Annotated in this window: 16 protein-coding genes and 1 tRNA gene; 9 read left to right on the top strand and 8 right to left on the bottom strand. The window is 71.8% G+C overall.

Annotation, left to right across the window (positions count from 1 at the left end; translation table 11 throughout):
- Positions 1 to 124 precede the first annotated feature (124 nt).
- The 5 genes from ACFY16_RS11575 to ACFY16_RS11595 all read right to left on the bottom strand — a co-directional run bounded on the left by ACFY16_RS11575 (position 125) and on the right by ACFY16_RS11595 (position 6,129).
- A complete protein-coding gene (locus ACFY16_RS11575; RefSeq protein WP_390646890.1) occupies positions 125 to 1,597 on the bottom strand; it encodes a peptidoglycan D,D-transpeptidase FtsI family protein in 1,473 nt (490 codons plus the stop codon).
- A complete protein-coding gene (locus tag ACFY16_RS11580; RefSeq protein WP_390646891.1) occupies positions 1,594 to 3,033 on the bottom strand; it encodes an FtsW/RodA/SpoVE family cell cycle protein in 1,440 nt (479 codons plus the stop codon). The genes ACFY16_RS11575 and ACFY16_RS11580 overlap by 4 nt, the downstream gene beginning before the upstream one ends.
- 27 nt (positions 3,034 to 3,060) lie before the next feature.
- Complete coding sequence (locus ACFY16_RS11585; RefSeq protein WP_390647242.1) at positions 3,061 to 4,623, bottom strand: Stp1/IreP family PP2C-type Ser/Thr phosphatase; 1,563 nt, start codon at positions 4,621 to 4,623, stop codon at positions 3,061 to 3,063.
- Between the two features lie 98 nt (positions 4,624 to 4,721).
- The gene (locus ACFY16_RS11590) at positions 4,722 to 5,240 is read right to left on the bottom strand and encodes an FHA domain-containing protein (protein ID WP_351139015.1); all 519 of its coding nucleotides are present in this window, start codon (positions 5,238 to 5,240) and stop codon (positions 4,722 to 4,724) included.
- A gap of 10 nt (positions 5,241 to 5,250) precedes the next feature.
- Complete coding sequence (locus ACFY16_RS11595) at positions 5,251 to 6,129, bottom strand: FhaA domain-containing protein (protein ID WP_390646892.1); 879 nt, start codon at positions 6,127 to 6,129, stop codon at positions 5,251 to 5,253.
- A 447-nt stretch (positions 6,130 to 6,576) separates the two neighbouring features.
- On the opposite strand from ACFY16_RS11595, the gene ACFY16_RS11600 reads away from it, so the two are divergent.
- A tRNA-Leu gene (locus tag ACFY16_RS11600) sits at positions 6,577 to 6,663 on the top strand.
- 109 nt (positions 6,664 to 6,772) lie between these two features.
- Here the strand turns inward: ACFY16_RS11600 and ACFY16_RS11605 are convergent.
- Entirely contained in the window at positions 6,773 to 9,229 is a 2,457-nt protein-coding gene (locus ACFY16_RS11605) for an FtsX-like permease family protein (RefSeq protein WP_390646893.1), read from the bottom strand.
- Positions 9,223 to 10,065: an ABC transporter ATP-binding protein gene (locus tag ACFY16_RS11610; RefSeq protein ID WP_390646894.1), complete on the bottom strand. Its 843-nt coding sequence runs from the start codon at positions 10,063 to 10,065 to the stop codon at positions 9,223 to 9,225. The genes ACFY16_RS11605 and ACFY16_RS11610 overlap by 7 nt, the downstream gene beginning before the upstream one ends.
- Before the next feature lie 212 nt (positions 10,066 to 10,277).
- On the opposite strand from ACFY16_RS11610, the gene ACFY16_RS11615 reads away from it, so the two are divergent.
- The 5 genes from ACFY16_RS11615 (at position 10,278) to ACFY16_RS11635 (ending at position 15,310) form a co-directional block, all read left to right on the top strand.
- Positions 10,278 to 11,552: a sensor histidine kinase gene (locus ACFY16_RS11615; RefSeq protein ID WP_390647243.1), complete on the top strand. Its 1,275-nt coding sequence runs from the start codon at positions 10,278 to 10,280 to the stop codon at positions 11,550 to 11,552.
- Positions 11,553 to 11,569: 17 nt separating this feature from the next.
- On the top strand, positions 11,570 to 12,184 hold the full coding sequence (locus ACFY16_RS11620) for a LuxR C-terminal-related transcriptional regulator (RefSeq protein ID WP_390646895.1): 615 nt from the start codon (positions 11,570 to 11,572) through the stop codon (positions 12,182 to 12,184).
- Positions 12,185 to 12,349: 165 nt separating this feature from the next.
- Positions 12,350 to 13,873 carry a DUF2252 domain-containing protein gene (locus tag ACFY16_RS11625; protein ID WP_390646896.1) on the top strand — a complete coding sequence of 508 codons (1,524 nt, stop codon included), beginning with the start codon at positions 12,350 to 12,352 and terminating at the stop codon, positions 13,871 to 13,873.
- Positions 13,874 to 14,120: 247 nt separating this feature from the next.
- Positions 14,121 to 14,918, top strand: a complete 798-nt coding sequence (locus ACFY16_RS11630; RefSeq protein ID WP_390646897.1) for a hypothetical protein — start codon at positions 14,121 to 14,123, stop codon at positions 14,916 to 14,918.
- Between the two features lie 62 nt (positions 14,919 to 14,980).
- Positions 14,981 to 15,310 carry a rhodanese-like domain-containing protein gene (locus ACFY16_RS11635; RefSeq protein WP_390647244.1) on the top strand — a complete coding sequence of 110 codons (330 nt, stop codon included), beginning with the start codon at positions 14,981 to 14,983 and terminating at the stop codon, positions 15,308 to 15,310.
- Between the two features lie 26 nt (positions 15,311 to 15,336).
- Here ACFY16_RS11635 and ACFY16_RS11640 read toward each other — a convergent pair whose 3' ends face one another.
- Positions 15,337 to 16,494, bottom strand: coding sequence for an acyl-CoA dehydrogenase family protein (locus ACFY16_RS11640; protein ID WP_390646898.1), 1,158 nt, complete (start codon positions 16,492 to 16,494; stop codon positions 15,337 to 15,339).
- A gap of 480 nt (positions 16,495 to 16,974) precedes the next feature.
- On the opposite strand from ACFY16_RS11640, the gene ACFY16_RS11645 reads away from it, so the two are divergent.
- The 3 genes from ACFY16_RS11645 to ACFY16_RS11655 are packed head-to-tail and all read left to right on the top strand — an operon-like array spanning position 16,975 to position 19,900.
- Positions 16,975 to 17,865, top strand: coding sequence for a DUF5819 family protein (locus tag ACFY16_RS11645; protein ID WP_390647245.1), 891 nt, complete (start codon positions 16,975 to 16,977; stop codon positions 17,863 to 17,865).
- Positions 17,862 to 19,097: an HTTM domain-containing protein gene (locus ACFY16_RS11650; RefSeq protein ID WP_390646899.1), complete on the top strand. Its 1,236-nt coding sequence runs from the start codon at positions 17,862 to 17,864 to the stop codon at positions 19,095 to 19,097. Before ACFY16_RS11645 ends, ACFY16_RS11650 begins: the two co-directional genes overlap by 4 nt.
- Complete coding sequence (locus ACFY16_RS11655; protein ID WP_390646900.1) at positions 19,094 to 19,900, top strand: TrmH family RNA methyltransferase; 807 nt, start codon at positions 19,094 to 19,096, stop codon at positions 19,898 to 19,900. The genes ACFY16_RS11650 and ACFY16_RS11655 overlap by 4 nt, the downstream gene beginning before the upstream one ends.
- Positions 19,901 to 19,904: the final 4 nt, after the last annotated feature.

Consider the following 19,904-nt stretch of genomic DNA (forward strand, 5'->3'; position numbering starts at 1 on the left):
GCGGGCGGAGGCTGCCGTCCGGGCATACCGTACCCGGATCGCTCTGTGTGACCTGGCCAAGCCCGTAACCCGATACAGGACCGGTATCGCAACGTGCACCGATGTGAAGGTGACGTGAGCGGGGTCACTTCTTGCTGTCGATGACTGCCTTCATCACGTCCCTTGCGATCGGACCGGCGAGACCGCCACCGGTGATGTCGCCGCGGTTGGCGGCGCCGTCCTCGACGACGACGGCGACGGCCACCGGCGCGCTGCCGTCCGACAGCTTGGCGTAGGAGATGAACCAGGCGTACGGCTTCTCACTGTTGTTGAGGCCGTGCTGGGCGGTACCGGTCTTGCCGCCCACGGTGGCGCCGGAGATCTTCGCCCTGCCGCCGGTGCCCTGGGGGTCGTTGACGACCGTCTCCATCATCTGCTGGAGCTTCTGGGCGGTCTCGGAGGAGACGGCCTGGGACAGCTCCTTGGGCTCGTTCGTCTCGATGACGTCGAGGTTGGAGGCGCGCAGCTGGTCGACCATGTACGGCTGCATCAGCTTGCCGTTGTTGGCGACGGCCGAGGCGATCATGGCCATCTGGAGCGGGGTGGCCCGGTTGGAGCCCTGGCCGATGCCGTCGAGGGCGTTCTGCGGGGCGTTGTCCTCGGGGTAGATGCTCTCCGCGGCCCGCACCGGGGTGTCGAGCTCGGTGTTGTTGAAGCCGAACTTCTCGGCCTGCTCGATCATCTTCTCGTTGCCGACGTTGTCGGCCATCTTCGCGAAGACGGTGTTGCAGGACACCATCAGTGCGTAGCGCAGGGTGGCGTTCTCGCAGGCGCCGTGCTCGTTGGTGAGCTTCGAGGTGCTCTGCGGCAGCGGGAACGGGTCCGGGGTCTTGGTGGCGTTGTCGATGCCCGCGACCTCGCCGTTCTCCAGCGCCGCGGCGGCGGTGACCACCTTGAAGGTGGAGCCGGGCGGATAGGTCTCGCGCAGTGCGCGGTTGAGCATCGGGTCGTCGGCGTTGTTCTTCTTCTGGACCTTGTTCCAGGCCTTCTCGTCACTGCCCGAGGTCCCGGCGAAGGTCGACGGGTCGTACGACGGTGTGGAGACCAGGGCCAGGATCTTGCCGGTGGACGGTTCGATCGCGGCGACGGCGCCCTTTTTGTTGCCCAGGCCCTCGTAGGCCGCCTTCTGCGCGGCGGCGTTGAGGGTGGTGACGACGCTGCCGCCCTCCTTCTTCTTGCCCGTGATCATGTCGAGGGTGTTGCGGAAGAACAGCCGGTCGTCGTTGCCGGTGAGGATGCCGTCCTCGAGCTTCTCCAGCTGGTTGGCGCCGAAAGCCTGCGAGGAGTACCCGGTGACCGGCGCCCACATGGCGCCGTCCTTCCAGGTGCGCTTGTACTTGTAGTCGCTGTCGCTCGACTCGACGGAGCCGGTGATGGCCTTGCCGTCGACGATGATGTCGCCGCGCGGGGTGGCGTAGCGCGTGATGTTGACGCGGCGGTTGTCCGTGTCGGAGGCCAGGGTGTCGGCCTTGACGTACTGGAGCCAGTTGTCCCGCAGGAGCAGCGTGAGGACCAGGAGGCCGCAGAAGATCGCGATCCGGCGCAGGGGCTTGTTCATGACGGGCGGACCACCTGGGTCATCTCGGCGTCGGGGTTGGATGCGGGGGCGGGGGCCGGGCGGCGCGCGGTGTCGCTGATGCGGATCAGGATGCCGATCAGGGCCCAGTTGGCGATGACGGAGGAACCGCCGTACGCCAGGAACGGCATGGTCATACCGGTCAGCGGGATGAGGCCCATGACACCGCCGGAGACGACGAACACCTGGAGGGCGAAGGCGCCGGAGAGGCCGATGGCGAGCAGCTTGCCGAACGGGTCGCGGGCGGCGAGGGCGGTACGCACGCCGCGTTCCACGATCAGGCCGTAGATGAGCAGGAGCGCCATGATGCCGGCCAGGCCCAGTTCCTCGCCGAAGGTGGCGAGGATGAAGTCGGAGTTGGCGGCGAACCGGATGAGGTCGGAGTGGCCCTGGCCGAGGCCGGTGCCGAGGGTGCCGCCGGAGCCGAACGCCCACAGGGCCTGCATCGCCTGCTCGGAGTGGCCGGCGACGCCCTGACGGCTGAGGGTGTACTCCTTCATCGGGTCGAGCCAGGCCTGGACGCGCTGCTGGACGTGCGGTTCGAAGCTGGCCACGCCGACCGCGCCGCCCGCGGACATCAGCAGACCGAAGACGATCCAGCTGGTCCGCTCGGTGGCGACGTACAGCATGATGACGAACATTCCGAAGAACAGCAGAGACGTACCGAGGTCCGTCTCGAAGACCAGGATCAGGATCGAGATGAACCAGACGACCAGGATCGGGCCGAGGTCGCGGCCGCGGGGCAGGTACAGGCCCATGAAGCGGCGGCTGGCGAGGGCGAGGGCGTCTCGCTTGACCATCAGGTAGCCGGCGAAGAACACCGCGAGGACGATCTTGGCGAACTCACCGGGCTGGATGGAGAAGCCGGCGACGGAGATCCAGATCTTGGCGCCGTAGATGTTCTGGCCGAGGCCCGGTACGAGCGGCAGCAGCAGCAGGAACAGCGCGCCGACCATGGAGATGTACGTGTAGCGCTGTAGTGCGCGGTGGTCCTTGAGGAAGATCAGCACGACGATGAACAGCGCGATGCCCATCGCGGTGTACATCAGCTGGCGGGGCGCGGCGGTGCCGGCCTGCTTGATGGACTGCAGCAGCTTGGACTGGTCCAGACGCCAGATGACGACGAGTCCGAGCCCGTTCAGCAGCGTGGCCAGCGGCAGCAGCAGCGGGTCCGCGTACGGGGCGAACTTGCGTACGACGAGATGGGCGACGCCGGCCAGGAGGCCGAGACCCAGGCCGTAGCTCAGCAGGCCGGACGGCACCTGGTCGTCGATGGCCAGGCCCACGTTGGCGTAGGCGAACACCGGGATGACGACGGCGAACACCAGCAGCGCGAGCTCGGTGTTGCGCCGGCTCGGCGTGCCGATCGAGCCGATCGTGGACGTGTGGTGCGTCGGCGAGTTGGTAGTACTGCTCATCGTGTGACGGGGCCTCTCACGGCTTGCCTACTGCTTACCGCACAGCGAGACGACCTTCTGCTCCTCCTCCGAGAGGCTGGGAGTGGCGGTCGTGGACGGGGACGGAGACGTGGACGGGGGCGTGGTCGTCGCCGACGCGTTCGGCGACGGCGATGCCTTGGACGTGAGGGAGGTGGTGGTGGTTCCCGTGGTGCCTCCGGCCTCGCCCTGGCCCGTCTTGGAGTTGTTCGCGCTCTCGGCGGCGCGGCGCTCCGCCTCCTTCTTGCACGCGGAGGCCTGCACCGACAGCTCGTCGATCTTCTTCTGGGCGGTGCCCTGGCTGCCTTCGGCGATCGTGGCCTGAACCAGCTTCTGCTGGTAGGGCGGGAGGTACTTGAGTTCGATCTCGGGGTGGTCCTTCTCCACCTTCGAGAGGGAGACCCACGCCAGGTCCTGGCTGATGCCGCGGTACAGGGCCACGTGCTCGCCCTTGGTGCCGACGTAGTACTGCGTCTGCGTCCAGCGGTAGCCGCCGTACAGGCCGCCGCCGATGACGGCGAGGGCGAGCACGCTGTAGAAGGATCTCTTCAGCCACCTGCGGCCCTTGCGGGGCTTGACGAAGTCGTCGTCGGTGTAGTCGCCGAAGCTGCCCGCGGGGATGTAGCCGGTGGTGTCGCCGGAGCCGGGTGGGCCGAACTCGCCGCCCCCGCCCTGTCCGGGCACCTGCCGGCCGAGGCCGGAGGCGCGTCCCGCGGGGGTCTGCATGATGCCGTTGTCGTGCAGCTGGTGCTGGTTCTCGGCGACCGCGCCGACCACGACCGGGGTGTCGGACAGCTGTCCGGCGAGGGTGTCGCCGGTGTCCAGGTCGAGGACGTCGGCGACGATGACGGTGATGTTGTCGGGGCCGCCGCCGCGCAGTGCGAGCTGGATCAGCTCCTGCACGGTCTCCTGCGGGCCCTGGTAGCTGGCGAGGGTGTCCTCCATCGTCTGGTGGGAGACGACTCCGGACAGCCCGTCGGAGCAGATGAGGTAGCGGTCGCCGGCCCGGACCTCGCGGATCGACAGGTCGGGTTCGACGTGCTCGCCGCTGCCCAGGGCGCGCATCAGGAGCGACCGCTGCGGGTGCGTGGTCGCCTCTTCCTCGGTGATGCGTCCCTCGTCGACGAGGCGTTGCACCCAGGTGTGGTCCTGGGTGATCTGGGTGAGGACACCGTCACGCAGCAGGTACGCGCGTGAGTCGCCGACGTGCACGAGACCGAGCCGCTGGCCGGTCCACAGCAGGGCGGTCAGGGTGGTGCCCATGCCCTCGAGCTGGGGGTCCTCCTCGACCATGGCGCGCAGCTGGTCGTTGGCACGCTGGACGGCGGTGCCGAGCGAGGTGAGGACGTCGGAGCCGGGGATGTCCTCGTCGAGGGCGACGATGGTGGAGATGGCCTCGGAGGAGGCGACCTCGCCGGCGGCGGCGCCGCCCATGCCGTCGGCGATGGCGAGCAGGCGCGGACCGGCATAACCGGAGTCCTCGTTGCCCTCCCGGATCATGCCTTTGTGCGATCCGGCGGCGAAGCGCAGTGACAGACTCATGCGCACCTCGCCCGTCGGCTCCGGGTACATCCGCACGGTGCCCACCCTCCGGTCGGGAGCGCGCCGGGGTCCGGGGTGTGGACCGCCGCTGCGTGCTCGCTCCGCTCGCGCCTATTCATGATGTAGCACTACTTCCGCAGCTCGATGACGGTCTTGCCGATGCGGATCGGCGCGCCCAGCGCAATCGGCGTGGGGGTCGTCAGCCGGCTCCGGTCGAGGTACGTGCCGTTGGTGGAGCCCAGGTCCTCGACGATCCACTGGCCGTCCCGGTCCGGGTAGATCCTGGCATGGCGGCTGGAGGCGTAGTCGTCGTCCAGCACGATCGTGCTGTCGTGCGCCCGGCCCAGGGTGATGGTCTGGCCCTGCAGCGCGACGGTGGTGCCGGTGAGTGTGCCCTCGGTCACGACCAGTTTGGTGGGGGCGTTGCGGCGCTGGCGGCCGCCGGCGGCCTGCTGGCGCTGCTGCGGTGGCGCCGCAGCCTGCCGGGCGGCCTGCTGCTGCGGCCGGGAGGCTTCCCGCCGTGCCCCGCGCTGTGTGACACGCGTTCCGAACAGGTCGCTGCGGATGACCTGCACGGCCACGATCACGAACAGCCACAGTACGGCCAGGAAACCCAGCCGCATGACCGTGAGGGTCAGCTCTGACATTGCCCCCGCTTCACCCTTCGGCTTGCCGGTAAATGATGGTGGTGCTGCCCACGACGATCCGCGAGCCGTCGCGGAGCGTAGCGCGGGTGGTGTGCTGCCCGTCCACCACGATGCCGTTGGTGGACCCGAGATCCTGGATCGTCGAGGGCGTTCCGGTCCGGATCTCGCAGTGCCGGCGAGAGACGCCGGGGTCGTCGATCCGCACGTCGGCCTCGGTGCTGCGGCCCAGCACCAGGGTCGGGCGGGAGATCTGGTGGCGCGCGCCGTTGATCTCGATCCAGTAGCGGGTGCGCGCGCCCTGCGCCGGACCGCCGGGAGCGGCGCCGGGGCGCTGCCCTGCGGGCTGGACCGGCTGCGGGTAGCCGTAGCCGCCGGGGCGGGCGCCGGCACCGGGCGGCGGCGCGGAGGGCATGGGAGGCGCGGCGGCGGGGCCGGGCTGCGGGTAGCCGTAGCCGCCCGGGCGCGGGCCGCTCGCGGGCGCGCGGTCGGGGGCCTGCGGTGCCTGCTGGCCGCCGGTGGAGGCGAGCGTTCGGCTGCGCACCCGGTACAGGCCGGTGTCCAGGTCCTCGGCCTTCTCCAGGTTGACCTTGATCGGCCCCATGAAGGTGTAGCGCTGCTGCTTGGCGTAGTCGCGCACCATGCCGGCGAGCTCGTCGCCGAGCTGGCCGGAGTAGGGGCTGAGGCGCTCGAAGTCGGGCGTGCTCAGCTCCACGATGAAGTCGTTGGGGACGACGGTCCGGTCGCGGTTCCAGATCGTGGCGTTGTTGTCGCACTCGCGCTGGAGCGCGCCGGCGATCTCCACGGGCTGGACCTCGGACTTGAAGACCTTGGCGAAGGTGCCGTTGACCAGACCTTCGAGACGTTGCTCGAACTTCTTCAGGACTCCCATGGGGCACCTCCTCCGTCGTTGCCGCTGTGTCCGTGCCTTGCCTGGTGCTGCTCGTACTGCTTACTGATCGTATCCACGCGCCGGTCGATCGGCTGGTTCCCCCTGTCGGCTCGGTCGATCGGGTGTCGACGCCTGCGAGCTTCCCTGCGGAACTCCCCTACGAACTCCTCTTGCCCAGGATCGTAGAGGGGGCCGCAGACCAGTGTCCCGCACCGGACTGTGGACCCCGACCGGCTCCTGGGGAGATGGGCGGGACCGGTACGAGGTTGATACGTGAACCGTTCCGTGTCGATACATGGCCGGGGCCGCTCGGTCTGGCAGGCGGACGGCGCTGTTCACCGCCTGCCCAGGGACAAGGGATGTGAACGCACCCCTGACCGCGTGCTAATGTTCTGCGTGTCGGAAGGCGCCGGACCGCAAGGAACGGGGCCCGAGGACACACCCAATGCGCGGGTGGCGGAATAGGCAGACGCGCTGGATTCAGGTTCCAGTGCCCGCAAGGGCGTGGGGGTTCAACTCCCCCCTCGCGCACCAGACGAAACGGTCGGTACCGATTACGGTGCCGACCGTTTCGCTATGTGCCGAAGCCCGAAGCCGAAGCCGAAGCCGAAGCCGGTGTTCGGTGTGAGGCATTTCTCACCGGTCATTCCGGTACGCCCGCCAGTTCCACCGCCCGGCGGCGCAGGGCGAGGGCGGCGGGGACGACGGATGCGAGCACGGCGAGCAGCGCGCACGCGCCCACGGCCGCGCCGATGGCCGCCCACGGCAGCTCGATCGTGCCCGGGACGGACAGCAGGCGCAGCGCGCCCCACATCCCCGCGACGTTGAGACCGGCGACCAGCAGGCCCAGCAGGGCGCCGACCGCGACCACCGTCAGCGCCTCCGCGCCCACCAGTCGCAGGACCTGTCGGCGGGTGGCCCCCGCCAGCCGCAGTACGGCCAGGTCACGCACCCTGTCGGAGGTCGCCATGACCATGGTGTTGACCAGGGAGATGCCGGTGTAGACGAGCGAGATGCCGAGGACCAGCAGAAAGCCGAGCCGGGTCGTGCGGTTGGTCTGCGGGTAGGTCGCCCGGATCCACTGGTCCTCGGTGAGGACCTGTGCGCCGGAGGCCCGTACCGCCGCGCGCAGTCCGGCTGCCACGGCGCCGGCGTCGGCCCCGTCCGTGAGGGCGACGTCGACCCGGTCGACCATCGCACCCGGAGCGTTGGCCGGGGTGACGTAGACGCCGTTGTTGCCGGTGCCGGTGGTCATCACCGCGGCGATCCGCAGCGTCTTTCTCGTGCCGTCGCCGAGCCACACCCGCACCCGCTGCCCCACGGTGTGCCGCTGCCACTCCTCGTTGACGATGATCGACTCGTCGTCGAGGTCGGCCGCCTTCCCCGCCGTGAGCGGCAACCGAGCAGTGACAGCAAGCGAGGCGCGCTGCGCTACGCGCGCCTCGGACCTGACGAGCGCCACGCCGTCTTCGAGGACGTAGACCGCGCTGGAGGCGGTCGCGGAGATCCTGGCGCCGGAGACGTGGCGCAGCTCGCGCAGTGTGGCTGCGTCGAAGCCGGGGCCGCCGGTGGTGGTGACGACGAAGGCCGCGGTCGTCCGCTCCCGCGTCTCGGCCGCCTTCGCGTTGTTCAGCGTCGCGCCCGCGCCCAGGAGGGAGCCCGTCAGGGCCACCATGATCAGGACGGGGGCCGCGATCGCGGCGGTACGGCGGACTCCGGCGGCGGCGTTCTCGCGGACCAGCATGCCGCCGGCCCCGGGGAGCCGCGCCGGCAGCCAGGCCAGGAGCCGGGTCAGCGGGCGCACCACGACCGGGGTGAGCAGCGCGAGCGCGGTGATCAGGAGCATGGGGCGGCTCACATAGGTCTTGCGGTGAAGGAGATCGCCCGGGTCGCTCACCAGGGCCAGGCCCAGTGTCACGGCGGCGGTCAGCAGCAGGCCGGCGCCGCACAGCCACCGCCCCCACGTCATCGCCCTGCCGTCCACGGACGCCTCGCGCAACGCCTGGGTGGGGTTGGTGCGGCCGGCCCGCCAGGAAGCGGCGATCGCACCGCACAGGGCGACGAGCAGGCCCGTCCAGAACGCCAGGTGGTACGGCCAGGTGGGGTCGCCGATGACGAACCAGGCCGGTGCGAGTCCGGCGTCGACCACCCGCTCGGCCAGCAGCGGGGCACCGTACGCGCCGAGCGCACAGCCGGTGGCCGAGGCGAGCACCCCGACCGCGAGGGCCTCGGCGAGGACCGTCCGACGGATCTGCCCCGGGGTCGCGCCGACGGTGCGCAGCAGCCCGAACTCCCGGCGCCGCTGGGCGACCGCGAACGCGAAGGTGGACGCCACCACGAACACCGACACGAAGGCGGTGACCCCGCCGGCCGTGCCGAACATGGCGTTCATCGCGGTCAGGGCCGCGCTGTCCCGCTCGGGGTCGGCGTCGGCGTAGCGGCGGGCGTCGCCCGTCAAGACCTGGATGCCCGCGCTTTTGCCCACGGCGGCGCGTACGGCCGCCGCGTCGGCGTCGACCGTCAGCTGGACGCTCGTAGGGGACAGTCGGGCGGCGCGCGTGTCGGTGTAGAAGACGGCGTCCTCGAAGCCGCGGTCGGTGACGGTGCCGACGACCCGCACGGTGCCGCGGTCGGTGCGTACGCGCGTGCCCGGCCGCGCCCAGTCGCCGCTGACGACGACCTCGTCGGCCGTGCGGGGCGCACGTCCGGCGTCGAGGGTGTACGGGGCGAACGCGGCGGTGGACCAGGGGTGGCCCACCAGGTCGCCGGGGCCGCCCCGTGCCCGTACGGCGAACGACCGGTCCGCCACGACGGTGCCGAGCTTCGCCAGCTTCGTGACGGCCTCGGCGGGTACGGCGCGCGAGTGCGCCAGCCGCTGCACCCGGTCGCCGATCGGGGTGGGCACCCGCAGCGTGTCCGCCCCCTTGACCACGACGGGCGCGGCGGCGAACCGTTCCGGCTTGCGGTCGGGCGCGGCCGACGACGAGGCGAGGACCAGGCCCATCACGGCGAGCAGGGCGACACCCAGCGCCAGCGCGACGAAGCTGCCGACGAAAGTGACCCAGCGGGCACGCAGGGTGCGCAGCGCGACGCTCAGCACGGCGTGGCCTTCAGGTCGGTCGTGCGGGTGGCCTTCAGCTCGGTCGTGCGCGTGTTTTCCAGTTCGGTCGTGCGTGCCTTCGGGCAGGTTGTGCGCGTGGTTTCCAGTCCCGTCATGTGCGCGGCGATGGCGTCGGCGCCCGCTCCGGCGAGCTCGCCGTTGAGGCGTCCGTCGACGAGGAAGACCACGCGGTCCGCGTAGGAGGCGGCCACCGGGTCGTGCGTGACCATGACGATCGTCTGGCCCTCGCGATCGACCATGCCGCGCAACAGGGTCAGCACCTCACGGCCGGTGTGCGAGTCCAGCGCGCCGGTCGGCTCGTCGCCGAAGAGCACCTCGGGGCGGGTGATCAGGGCCCGGGCCAGGGCCACCCGCTGCTGCTGGCCGCCGGACATCTCCGTCGGCCGGTGCCGGCCCCGGTCACCGAGCCCGACCTGCTCCAGCGCCTCGCGGACCCGGGCCCGGGAGGGGCGGCGCCCGGCGAGCCGCAGCGGGAGCGCCACGTTCTGCTCGGCGGTCAGCGACGGCAGCAGGTTGAACGCCTGGAAGACGAATCCGATGCGCTCGCGGCGCAGCAGCGTCAGCCTGGTCTCGCTCAGCCCCGTCAGCTCGGTCCCGCCCACGGTGACCGACCCCGACGTGGGCCGGTCCAGGCCGGCCGCGCACTGGAGCAGGGTCGACTTGCCCGAGCCGGAGGGGCCCATGACGGCGGTTAACGTCCCCTTGGGGAAGGAGAGCGAGATGTCGGCGAGGGCGCTCACGGCGTTGTCGCCCGACCCGTACCGTCTGCCGACGGAGCGCAGTTGGATCGCGTCGTGGTTTTCGCTGTTGATCATGTGTCCCAACTCGTCGGATCGGTGTCCTCTTCGGTCTTCCGGGTTTTGTCGCGGCTCCACGAAACCGCGCGGGGACACGGCGACACAGTCGGGCGGGAACGAGACTTGGGGTAGGGCCAGACCTACCCCACGACCGCTGCCCGGGCCCATGGCCCCGCCCGAGCGGGCCTTCTACGGTGAGCCGCATGCACCCTCGGAACGTGTGGCAGGCCATGTCCAGGCCCGGATTCCTGTTGTCCCCGTGGCCGTGGCGCTCGGCCGGGTACCTGCTCACCGGCGCGGTGAGCGGCGTCGTCGCGTTCGTGGGGATCGTCACTTCGGCGGCGGTCGGCGGTGTGCTGGCCGTCGCGCTGGTGGGACTGCCGCTCCTGCTGCTCACGGCCCTCGCGGGTATTCCGGTGGCCTGGGTGGAGCGGCACCGGCTGCGCCTGGTGGACCTGGACCCGGCGTCCGGCCGGCACCGGCCGCCCGCCGTCGCGGGACTGCGGCCCTGGCTGGCCACCCGGCTGAGGGAGCAGGCGACCTGGCGCGAGCTCGGGTACACCCTGCTGCTCGCGGGGCTGTTGTGGCCGGTCGACGCACTCTCCGTCACGGTCGGCCTGCTCGTCCCGCTGTCCGTGGTGGCGACCCCGCTGCTGATGGCCACGGCCGGCGACGGCCGGGAGGCGAAGGTGCTCAAGCAGTGGACGGTCACCACCTGGCCGACCGCTTTCGCGGTCGCCGTGCTCGGGCTCGTCCTCGCGGCCCTGGGCGCCTACGTCCTGGGTGCGGTGGCCGGTGCGCGGGCCGAGCTGACCCGTCTGCTGATCGCCCCGCGCGACGGGGACCTGGGCGCGAGGGTGGTCGAACTGGCCCGTTCCCGGCTGCGGTTGGTGGACGCCTTCGAGGCGGAACGGCGTCGCATCGAGCGCGACCTGCACGACGGTGCCCAACAACGCCTGGTCGCCCTGACGATGACGCTCGGTCTGGCCCGACTGGACGCGCCGCCCGGCCCGCTCGCCGACCAGCTCGCCAAGGCCCACGAGGAGGCCGGCAAGGCCCTCGCCGAGCTGCGCGACCTCATCCACGGCATCCATCCCAAGGTGCTCGCCGACTACGGTCTCGAGGCCGCCGTCGCGGATGCCGCCGACCGCTCGGCGGTCCCCGTGGACGTCGACCTGCAACTGGCCGGCAGGCTGCCCCAGGGGGTCGAGGCCGCCGCGTACTTCGTGGTCTGCGAGGCCCTCGCCAACGTCGCCAGGCACAGTGGGGCGAGGCGTGCGGCGGTCACCGGCGAACACCGTGAGGGACGGCTGTTCCTGCAGGTGCGCGACGACGGCCGGGGCGGCGCGGACCCCGCGGGCGGCAGCGGGCTGACCGGACTCGCGGACCGGGTGTCGGTGCTCGATGGCAGACTTTCCCTGTCCAGTCCGCCGGGTGGACCGACCCTGCTGCGTGTGGAGTTTCCTTGCGAGTGGACGACCGATCGCACCAATCGCTCCGGGTAGTACTGGCTGAGGACAGCGTGCTGCTGCGGGAGGGACTCATCGGACTGCTGGGCCGCTGCGGCCACGAGGTGGTCGCGGCCGTCGGCGAGGCGTGGGCCCTGATGGCGGCGGTCGAGGAGCACACCCCCGACATCGTCGTGACGGACGTACGCATGCCGCCCGGATTCCAGGACGAAGGGCTGCACGCGGCGGTCCGCCTGCGCGAGACGCGGCCCACGCTGCCCGTCCTCGTCCTCAGCCAGTACGTGCAGCGGACGTACGCCGCCGAACTACTGGACTCCGGCGACGGAACGGGCGTCGGCTATCTCCTCAAGGACCGGGTCGGACAGGTCGAGGAGTTCGTGGACGCGTTGAACGAGGTCGCCGCCGGCGGCACGGTCGTCGACCCCGAGGTCGTACGTCAGCTGCTGCGCCGCCGCCGTGACCCGCTGGAGCGGCTCACTCCGCGCGAGCGGGAGGTGCTGGCCCTGATCGCGGAGGGCAAGTCGAACAGCGCGGTCGCCCGTGAACTGGTGGTCTCCGAGGCGGCCGTGGGCAAGCACGTCAGCGGCATCCTCACGAAGCTGGACCTGCCGCCCGCGGTCGAGACGCATCGGCGGGTGCTGGCTGTGCTGGCTTATCTGCGGGCGTGAGGACGGGGGTGTGAGGGCGCGGTATGTGGACGCGGGTGTGAGGCTCCGGGCGGGAGACTGTGGGTGGTTGTCCACAGGTGAGGTGCATGTGGTGAGTGATCAACAGCGAGTTGTCCACAGGGTCTGACGCGCTTCCGCCACCGGCGGTACGGTCAGCACGAATTGATGTTCGTGGACGTTCGGGTGCGGTGTGCGGGGGAGGCGGTCGTGATGGCCGAGGTCGGTGTCGGGGTGGCGGAGTCGGTGGAGCCGCTGGGGTCGGTGCAGTCGGTGCAGCCGACGGACTTGGTGAAGCCGGCCGTGGCCCGGCGGCTGCCCCGGGTGCGGGGCTTCGCCGAGCGGCCCGTGGAGGGATCGCCCAAGGAGGAGGGGAAGGCACTGCGGCGCCGGGTGCCACGCGCGGCACACGCCGAACTCGACCTCGACGCCTCCCGCCCCGACGCGGTCGCCGCCGTGGCGGAGTCCAACCGGGGCCGCATCGAGGAGCTGACGCCGATACGGGTGGGCAGGATGGCGGCCACTCCCTTCGCGTTCCTGCGCGGTTCGGCGGGCCTCATGGCGTACGACCTGGCCCGCACGCCCGTGACCCGGATCCGCGCCCAGATCTGCGGCGACGCGCACGCCGCCAACTTCGGCCTGTACGGCGACGCCCGCGGCGGCCTGGTCATCGACCTCAACGACTTCGACGAGACCGTCCACGGCCCCTGGGAGTGGGACCTCAAGCGGCTCGCCGCCTCGCTCGTGCTCGCGGGCCGGGAGGCCGGCGCCACCGAGGACACCTGCCGCAAGGCGGCACGGGACGCGGTCGGCGCCTACCGCCGCACCATGCGGCTGCTCGCCAGGCTCCCGGTGCTGGACGCGTGGAACGCCATCGCGGACGAGGAGCTGGTCTCCCACACCGACGCCCACGACCTGCTCGGCACCCTGGAGCGAGTCTCCGAGAAGGCGCGGGCCAACACCAGTGGGCGCTTCGCGGCGAAGTCGACCGAGCTGACCGAGGACGGCGGGCGACGTTTCGTCGACGCCCCTCCGGTGCTGCGGGGCGTCCCGGACGCGGAGGCCGCGGCGGTCGCCTCGTCCCTCGAGCCGTACCTGGCCACGCTCTCCGAGGACCGCCTGCCGCTGCTCGCCCGGCACGCGGTGCACGACGTCGCCTTCCGCATAGTCGGCACGGGAAGCGTGGGCACCCGGTCGTATGTGGTGCTGCTCCTGGACCACCGTGGCGAGCCCCTGGTGCTCCAGGTGAAGGAGGCGCGGGCGTCGGCGCTGGTGCCGCACCTGGTGAGTGCCGGGTTCGAGGCGCCCTCGGTGGAACACGAGGGCCGCCGCGTCGTCCTCGGCCAGAAGCGCATGCAGGTCGTCAGCGACATCCTGCTGGGCTGGACGTCGGTCGAGGGACGGCCGTTCCAGGTCCGGCAGTTCCGCAACCGCAAGGGCAGCGTCGACCCGGCCGCGCTCGCCGCCGACCAGGTCGACGACTACGGCCGGATGACCGGCGCCCTTCTGGCCCGCGCCCACTCGCACAGCGCCGACCCGCGCCTGGTCGCCGGGTACTGCGGCAAGAACGAGGAGCTGGACGAGGCGATCAGCGCGTTCGCCGTCGCCTACGCCGACCGCACGGAGGCGGACCACGCCCAGCTGGTGGCAGCGGTGCGGGCGGGACGGATCCCCGCGGAGATGGGGGTGTGAGAGGCATCGACGTACTTCACGGGGTCCCGTGAAGTACGTCGGTCTCGACGGGCAGCCCGGTGGGCCGGCTGGGGTTGTCGACCGGAGGCGCGCGGCGGGGTGACGGGTGGGCCGGCCGGGGTCGTCGACCCGAGGCGCACGGCGGGGTGGCAGGCGAGCTGCCGGGACCTCTTCGTGCACCGGGTGGCCGCCGACCGTCCCCGGCTGGTGGAGCCGGACCGCCCCGGCGGTGGCCTACGCTGTTCGGGTGACGACCCCGGAAGCTGAGCAGGCGCGACCCGAGGAGCGGCTGGAGCGGGCCGTGCGGGCCGCCGAGCAGGCGCTGATCGAGTACGAGATCGCGGTGGAGACCTTCCGTGTGGAGGTCGAGAACTTCTCGCGGCTCCACCACCAGAAGCTCGGCCCGATGTACGCCCGGCTCGACGAGCTGGAGGCGCAGATCGCCGAGGCGAGAGCCGCCCGCACCGGCGATCCCGAGGACGTGCGCAAGGCGCAGGAGGCGCGCGCCCGGGTGCTGCCGATGCCGGGGGTCGAGGAGCTGTTCCACGGCTGGATGGACGGCGACGGTCTGTTCCCGGAGGCCGCGGCGATGCTCACGGACCAGCCGGTGCGGCCCCCGCAGCGGGTGCGCCCCAGCGACGAGGCCCGCAAGCTCTACCGCGAGCTGGCCCGCAAGGCCCACCCCGACCTGGCGCAGGAGGACGGCGAGCGGCAGCGGCGCGAGGAGTTCATCACCCGGGTCAACGCGGCCTACGCCCGGGGCGACGAGGCCCTGCTGCGGGAGCTGGCCGAGGAATGGGCGGCCGGTCCGGCGCCCGCCGAGCCGGCCCCGAGCCCCAGCGAGGAGCTCTACGCCCGCCTCGAGTGGCTGGCCCAGCGCAAGGAGATGCTCGCGCACGTCGCGCGGGACCTGGAGGAGAGCGCGATCGGCGAGATGCTCCGACTCGCTCCGGACGACCCCGACGCCCTCCTGGACGAGATCGCCGAGAAGCTCCTGGCCGACGTCGCCGCGCGAGAGGCGGAGCTGGCCGCGCTGCTGGGATAGCCGTGGCTCCGTCGCGGGGCGGTGCTTCAGGTAGCGTCGGAGACATGAGTTTCGGAGCTGGTGTGCCCACGGTCGAGGTCACGGACCTCAAGGACAGCGACTTCCTGCTGGACGTCCGCGAGGACGACGAGTGGCAGGCAGGCCACGCCGAAGGGGCACTGCACATCCCCATCAGCGAGTTCGTCGCCCGCTACGGCGAGCTGACCGAGGCCGCGCCGCAGGACGGCCGCGTCCATGTGATCTGCCGCTCCGGCGGGCGTTCGGCGCAGGTCACGATGTACCTGGTCCAGCAGGGCATCGACGCCGTCAACATCGACGGTGGTATGCAGGTGTGGGCGGCCGCGGGCCGTCCCGTCGTGACGGACGACGGCCGGCCCGGACACGTCCTGTAGCGATCCAGGGGTTCAGATCCAGGGGTTCAGCCGAGCGGGTGGGCGGCCAGCAGGTCGCCCAGGATCTCCTCATGAGCCGCCGCCGGGCCGAGTGACAGCTCCAGGTGCTTGGCCCAGGCGTGGTAGCGGTGCAGCGGGTAGTCGACGTCGGCGCCGAACCCGCCGTGCAGGTGCTGTGCCGTCTGCACGATCCTCCGTACGCCGTCCGAGGCCCAGATCTTGGCGACCACGACGTCACCGGAGGCGGGCAGCGCGCCCTGTGTCCCGGAGGCGAGCCGCCACGCGGCCTGCCACAGCGTGGCCTCCATCGCGCGCAGGTCGATGTAGCGATCGGCGGCCTGTACGGCGACGGCCTGGAAGCTGGCCACGGGGAAGCCGAACTGCTCCCGCTTGCCGGTGTACTCGCCGGTCATCCGCAGCACGTTCTCGCCCAGCCCCAGAGCGAGCGCGCACGTCCCCGTGGTCAGCAACCGGCGCAGCCACTCCCAGGCGCCCTCGGCGTCGATGACGTCGCGTGCCGCGATCCGCGCGGACTCCAGCCGCAGCTCGGCCAGCCGCTCGCCGGTGGTGGAGACCTGCTCGGCGAGCACGACCGACTCGTGGACGCGGGGGACCAGGGCGAGGAGGGTGCGGTCGGCGCCGGTGTGCGCGGGCATGTGCGCAGGTACGTGCGCGGGTACGAGGGTGTAGTCCGCGTTGTGCGCCCACGGCACCGCAGTCTGTACCCCGTCGAGGATCCACGCGTCGCCGTCCTGCCGTGCGGTCACGGCGAGTTCGGCCGGATCGTGGCCGGTGCGGCCGTGGGAGGCGACGGTCAGGACGACCTGGCCCCGCCCCGCCGCCGCGAGCAGCCCGGCCTTCAGCTCCTGTCCGCCGTAGGCCTGTACGGCAGCCGCGGCCGCGCAACTCTCCAGCAGCGGGACCCGGGCCAGCACCTTCGCCGACTCGCGCAGCACCAGGCACAGCGCGATGGCGTCCAGTCCGGCCCCGCCGTACTCGGCGTCGAGCAGCAGGCTCAGCAGGTCCGCGTCGGCGAGCCTGGCCCACAGCGCCCGGTCGAAGTCGTCGGCGACGGCGCCCCGGGTGAGCGCGGGACTGGGCACCCCGTCGGGCGCGACCCCGGCGAACACCCCCCGTGCCGCCTCGGCCGCCGCCTGCTGCTCCTCGGTGAAGGTGAAGTCCACGGTCCCTGCCCTCCCACGCGCACCCCGGCCACGGACCGGGCCGGCGGCCTGATCTGACGGCCTGATCTGACGGAGCGTCAAGATAGAACAGGTTCTAAGAGAAGGGAACGGGCAGGAGCGGAGGTCGATTGCCCGGCGTGGAACAGGATGCCGACCGATCGTTCGGTACCCGAGACTTGATCGCGGGACGGCCGTCGTAAGGTGTCAGCCGCTGGGGGCGGTGTGCGAGCGCCCGGGCGAGGGGCACGGCTGTGACCATGGTGAGATGGGTGACGGCCCTGGCACGGGCGGACCGGCCGGGCCGTCGGGGCTGTGCCGGGCGGACGGGTCTGAGTAACGTTCCCGTGCGACCGCCGCGGGGCGGCGCGCGTGGGCGGTACGGTGCCCTGCGGCCGCGGGCCGGGGCCGAGGGCCTGCGGCCCGGGGGCCGGAAGACGGACGGGGATCGGGAATCGGGGCGGAATGGACGCGTACGGCGCAATGGACGCGGCCGGCGGAGGCGGGAACGCCCGGCTCGGGTCGGGTGCCCGGCCCGAGCCTGAGGCGCCGGACGAGGCGGACGCCTTGACCGAACCGGACGCCTTGACCGAACCGGACGCCTTGCCGGAACTGGACGCCTTGCCGGAACCGGAAGTCTGGACAGAATCGGACGCCTTGCCGGAATCGGACGGCGCGACGCCCGCGCCCCACGACCCCGGTCCCGCGACCGGCGCGCCCTCCGAGCCCCGCACCGGCGTCGCCGCTCTCTCCCCCCGCTACCAGGTCGGTGCCGCCCTGGCGCTCGCGGTCGTCGCGGTCGCCGTCTGTGTGCACATAGGCATGATCTTTCTGCACGTCGCGCCGTCGAACACGGTCACCAAGAAGCACGGCAAGGCGATCGAGGAGTGGATCTACCCGGAGTTCGAACAGAACTGGAAGCTCTTCGCGCCGAACCCGCTCCAGCAGAACATCGCGGTCCAGGTCCGCGCCCAGGTCCGCGCGGGCGGCGAGGTCCGGACCACCGGCTGGTACGACCTGTCCGCCGAGGACGGGCGGGCCATTGACGGCAACCTGCTGCCCAGCCACGTCGACCAGAACCTGCTGCGCCGCTCCTGGGACTTCTTCGCGGCCACGCACGGCGCCGACAACCGTCCGGTGGGGATACGTGGGGCTCTTTCCGAGACGTATCTGCGCCGCATAGTGGTGCTGCGGCTGGACCGTGACGGCGCGGCCGGGCGGGACGGCGTCCTCGACAGCGTCCAGGTCCGCACCAGCACCACCAACGTGCGTCCCCCCGAGTGGAGCGGCGAGCAGATCTCGCAGAAGCCGGTGTACCGGGTGCTGCCCTGGTGGTCGGTCCCGGCGGACGAGGCCGAGGGGGCCGTGAAGTGAACCGGTTCTCCCTGACGGTGTCCGGCGGCATCGCCCGCGTCACCGAGTCGGTCCTCGGCCCGTACCAGACCGCCGTGATCCGCATCGGCTTCAGCGCGACCTGGCTGCTGTTCCTGCTGCGCGAGTTTCCCCACCGCCAGGAGATGTACGGCCCCGACGGCCCATGGGACTGGGACCTCGCCCAGCAGCTGACCGGACTCAACGGCGCCTTCACGGCGCTGATGTGGACGGACGGCCGGGTCTGGTTCGAGGCCGTCTACGCGCTCGCCCTGCTGTCGAGCGCGCTGCTGCTGCTGGGCTGGCGTACGCGCGCGATGTCCGTGCTCTTCATGGTCGGCGTGCTGTCGCTGCAGAACCGCAGCGTGTTCATGGGGGACGGCGGCGACAACGTCCTGCACCTGATGTCGATCTACCTGGTGTTCACGCGCTGCGGCCGGGTGTGGTCCCTGGACGAGCGGCGCGCCCGCCTGGCGGGGCAGGCACGCGCGCGTGGAGAGCGGGTGACGGACCGGACCGGACCCGTGCTGTGGGCGGTGCTCGGGGCGGTGCTGGTCGGGGTGACCGTGGCCGGGCGGCTCGACGGCGACCCGACCGTGCCGGCCCTGCTGTGGGTGGTGTGGCTGGCGTCGGCGCTGTGGTGGGTCGTCGGACGGCGCGCCAAGTCCGCGGAGCCCCGGATCCTGCTCGACGTCATCGCCAACATCGTGCACAACGGCGCCCTGCTTGTGATCATGACCGAGGCCTGTCTGATCTACGCGACGGCCGGCTGGTACAAGATCCAGGGCTCGCGCTGGCAGGACGGCACCGCGGTCTACTACCCCTTGCACCTTGACTACTTCTCGCCGTGGCCCGCGCTCGCCGACCTGATGTCCCTGAGCGGCACGATCGTGATGCTCGTGACGTACGGGACGGTCATCGTGCAGGTCGCGTTCCCGTTCACGCTGTTCAACCGGCGGGTCAAGAACGTCCTGCTGGTGGCGATGATGACCGAGCACGCGGTGATCGCCGTGGTGCTCGGGCTGCCGTTCTTCTCGCTGGCGATGATCGCCGCGGACTCGGTCTTCCTGCCGACGTCGTTCCTGCACCGGCTGGGCGACTGGGCGGCACGCGCGCGTGGACGCCTGTTTTCGCGCGGTGGCCACAGCCTGCCGGCGCAGCGCGACCGGCGTACCGCCGAGGACGCCCAGGACGCCGAGGACGCAGAGCGCGCCCACGTAGGCTTCACGGCATGACCGACCCCGAGAGCGCCCGGCCCGATGCTGCGGTGCCCGGCCCCGTGGGCGCCCGGCCCGACGCAGTGGCCGTCTGGCACCGGCTCGCGGACGCCGCCGTGCTGCTCGACGGCTTCCACGCCCTCAAGCACGCCGTGCGCTTCGGGGCCGAGGTGCCGGTGGCGGTCACCGCCGACCGGCGGGCGGCGCTCGCGCTGGCCGACGAGCTGGCCCCCGACGTACGGGACACGCTGGACGTGCTGCTGACGGAGGTCCCGGAGACGACGTACACGTCCCTCGTCCCGCGCCCGCATCCCACCGCCGTGGCCGCCCTTGCCGTACGGCCCTCCCGCGACGCGAACCTGCGCGCGCTGGCCCGCATGCCCCGCAGCGCGCCCGTCGTCGTCCTCGACAACCCGCGCAACCTGGGCAACGCGGGGGCCGTGATCCGGCTGGCCGCCGGTTTCGGGGCGACCGGGGTCGTCACCACCGGCACGCTCGACCCGTGGCATCCCACGGTCGTGCGCGGCGGGGCGGGGCTGCACTTCGCGACCGCCGTGGAGCGGTTGAGCGTGGCCGAACTGCCGCCCGGGCCGCTGTTCGCCCTCGACCCGGAGGGCGAGGACATCCGGGGGCTGAAGCTGCCGGACGACGCGGTGCTCGCCTTCGGCTCGGAGCGCAGCGGCCTCTCCGCCGACCTGCGCGCGCGTGCCGACCACCTGCTGTCCCTGCCGATGCGCCCCCAGGTCTCCAGCTACAACCTCGCGACCAGTGTGGCCATGACGCTGTACCACTGGAGCGCCACCGGGGGCGCCTCGACCTGAGCGG

It is taken from the genome of Streptomyces sp. NPDC001315, assembly GCF_042896175.1.
Classification (GTDB): domain Bacteria; phylum Actinomycetota; class Actinomycetes; order Streptomycetales; family Streptomycetaceae; genus Streptomyces.

Excerpts from the sequence above, each read along its gene's own strand:
- ACFY16_RS11595 (WP_390646892.1), bottom strand. The coding sequence starts at position 6,129 with ATGGGAGTCCTGAAGAAGTTCGAGCAACGTCTCGAAGGTCTGGTCAAC.
- ACFY16_RS11615 (WP_390647243.1), top strand. The coding sequence starts at position 10,278 with ATGTCCAGGCCCGGATTCCTGTTGTCCCCGTGGCCGTGGCGCTCGGCC.
- ACFY16_RS11590 (WP_351139015.1), bottom strand. The coding sequence starts at position 5,240 with ATGTCAGAGCTGACCCTCACGGTCATGCGGCTGGGTTTCCTGGCCGTA.
- ACFY16_RS11585 (WP_390647242.1), bottom strand. The coding sequence starts at position 4,623 with ATGTACCCGGAGCCGACGGGCGAGGTGCGCATGAGTCTGTCACTGCGC.
- ACFY16_RS11580 (WP_390646891.1), bottom strand. The coding sequence starts at position 3,033 with ATGAGCAGTACTACCAACTCGCCGACGCACCACACGTCCACGATCGGC.
- ACFY16_RS11575 (WP_390646890.1), bottom strand. The coding sequence starts at position 1,597 with ATGAACAAGCCCCTGCGCCGGATCGCGATCTTCTGCGGCCTCCTGGTC.
- ACFY16_RS11655 (WP_390646900.1), top strand. The coding sequence starts at position 19,094 with ATGACCGACCCCGAGAGCGCCCGGCCCGATGCTGCGGTGCCCGGCCCC.
- ACFY16_RS11645 (WP_390647245.1), top strand. The coding sequence starts at position 16,975 with ATGGACGCGGCCGGCGGAGGCGGGAACGCCCGGCTCGGGTCGGGTGCC.
- ACFY16_RS11625 (WP_390646896.1), top strand. The coding sequence starts at position 12,350 with ATGTTCGTGGACGTTCGGGTGCGGTGTGCGGGGGAGGCGGTCGTGATG.
- ACFY16_RS11610 (WP_390646894.1), bottom strand. The coding sequence starts at position 10,065 with ATGATCAACAGCGAAAACCACGACGCGATCCAACTGCGCTCCGTCGGC.